This is a genomic window from Neisseria sp. P0021.S005 (genome assembly GCF_051956955.1).
Window position 1 is genome coordinate 1 of sequence record NZ_JBQCWY010000507.1, and the last position, 2,228, is coordinate 2,228.

The 2,228-nt window shown below is 41.1% G+C and carries 2 protein-coding genes and 1 pseudogene; all 3 read right to left on the bottom strand.

The window, feature by feature from the left end:
- A partial coding sequence (locus ACTHUE_RS16200; protein ID WP_440423987.1) for a hypothetical protein occupies positions 1-307 on the bottom strand: 307 nt, incomplete at its 3' end.
- Between the two features lie 68 nt (positions 308-375).
- Positions 376-1,563 carry a restriction endonuclease subunit S gene (locus ACTHUE_RS16205; protein ID WP_440423988.1) on the bottom strand — a complete coding sequence of 396 codons (1,188 nt, stop codon included), beginning with the start codon at positions 1,561-1,563 and terminating at the stop codon, positions 376-378.
- A gap of 9 nt (positions 1,564-1,572) precedes the next feature.
- A pseudogene (locus tag ACTHUE_RS16210) lies at positions 1,573-2,228 on the bottom strand (hypothetical protein); the annotation flags it as partial.

Sequence of the window (2,228 nt, forward strand, 5' to 3'; positions counted from 1 at the left end):
ACACTTCCTTGCCGAAATGACGGCTTGCCTCATTTTCCCGCTTGATGGCCACCGTTTTGCCGTTGATAAAGCCGTTTAACGCATAAGGCGTTTTCAATGCCTGCACCTGCTCCAGAATCTGGTTCATTTCCGAGCGGAGCAACGGCACATCGAGCTTGTCGATATGTTGGTTGGTTTTATCCAAATGCGCCTGCCAGTTGGCAATCAAATCTTCTTCGGCGGGGTGGCGCAACACTTCCTTTTCCCAGCTTTTGGTGGCCAGCAGGGCAATCAGTGCGTTTTCAAAATCAGCTTCTTTATTAAACATTCTTTTTCTCCGTAAGGGCGCTACCACAATTTTTCAGACGGCCTCAATCATGGGCAGGAACGCCCGCCCTACACCAACATGGCCGCTAACAGCCCTTTTTTGAGTTGGTTTAATTTTTCGACTTCCGCCGACTGTAAGGCAATAGTTTCGTCTAATTGGCGGAAGAAATTACCGATTTGGGTTTGTTCTTTGAGAGATGGCACAAAAAATTCCATTTGCGATAATGTATTTTTAGATATTTCTAAAAATGTCGAGCCAGACGCATTTTTTAAAGCATAGTCTTTAATTTTAAATCCCATGGTATAGAGAAAATAAACATCTAATTTTTCCCTGACAACAAAAGATTGAAATCCTTGATTTGTAGCTCCGTCTTTAGTAAGAATTGCCATATCGCCAATACTTGCTCTCGATGTAAAAAGTACCGTTCTATTTGCAGGGAGGATTTGGGCTGAACTTTTTTGTAATCCAAGTAGTGTAATTTTTTTTACACTCCCATTTGCATAGGCAGCTTCTCCAATTTCAGTAGGAGAGTACCAGTCAATATCACCATTCCAATATGCTGAATTCGTTGTATCAGGCGTACCTCCGCCAATAATTTCAACCTCTATACCCAATTTCCTACATTCCCACTCCCCCTCAAACCCTTTAAAGCGGATTTTTGGTATTTTTTCACCGTTTGCGGGAAACATTTTTGCCAGCATTGCCTTTTTAAGCTGACGGCTTTTTTCCAACACCGCACGGCTCTCGGCAATTTGGCTGTCTAAACGACGGAAAAACAAACCGAGGTGGGTTTGTTCGGGTTTGGACGGGAAATTAAATGTAATTGCTGTTAAACTGCGCCAATCTGCTCGTGGCATTTTAGTGCCAGACGTAATATTTGCAGTCTCTAAAAATTTTCTAGATTGCACTAATAAATAGGCAAAGAAATTTGAATATTCAGAACTTGTTTCTAACGCCCAAATTTCTCCACTTTTTACACCATCTTTCTCAGCAAACCACCATTTATTTAAATACGGTCGCAAACGACCAAAAAGAATATCTCCTTTCCGGAATAATGAAGTTGTTTGTGTTCTAACTGACGTATCGCCAACTAAAATACCTGAATTGCTAATAAGATTTTCTAATTCAACATCTAAATCATATAAACTTGAATCAACAAATTCATTTCTCACATTCAGAATTTCTCCCAACACCTTTTCTTCCCACGCCCCCGTAAACCCTTTAAACCGCAAACGTGGCTCTTGTTGTTTATCCATTTTCCCCCCTTAGCCTTTCAAAATCGCCTGCCATGCGGCAATGCCCTGCAAATCAAACTCGCTGCCGGTGAGTTCGTCCATCATTTGCGCCAGTGCGGCGGCGCTCTCTTGTTTACGCTCGCTAATGTGCTGATAGGTATCGGCATATTTGTCGCAAAGTGCGGTCAGTTTTTGGCTAAATTGCGCCAGCATGTTTTCAGGCAGCCTGCACATCGTCGCATTAAGCGGAACAAACCATTTTTGGCGGAGCAAATCGAGGGCTTCGGCATCATCCAGGGATTCAATGGTGGCTTTGGTTTTGCTGTGCAGCTCAGCACTGTCTGCTTTAATATCGTCTTTAATGTCTTTTTCTTCAGCTAATAAGTCTTGTGCCTTTAACAACTTACTTTCTAAGCTCGCTTCGGGAAATTCATAGCCATGCCGTAATGATTTTAAATAATTGTTCACATTATTTTTGCCATAAGTTCCATCTTTAGAAGCTTGAATATTTGTCCAATTAACTGCGCTATTTGATTCAATAAAAGCTAATTTTTCAGCCTTTTTAGCCTTGTTTGACAATAATTCTAGGTAATTTTCCAATGCGATTGTTTCTTCTGTTGTAACGCTTGCATAAATTACTTTGAAATAAGCAGCAATTTCTTTAGCAATAAATGCATCATTATCGT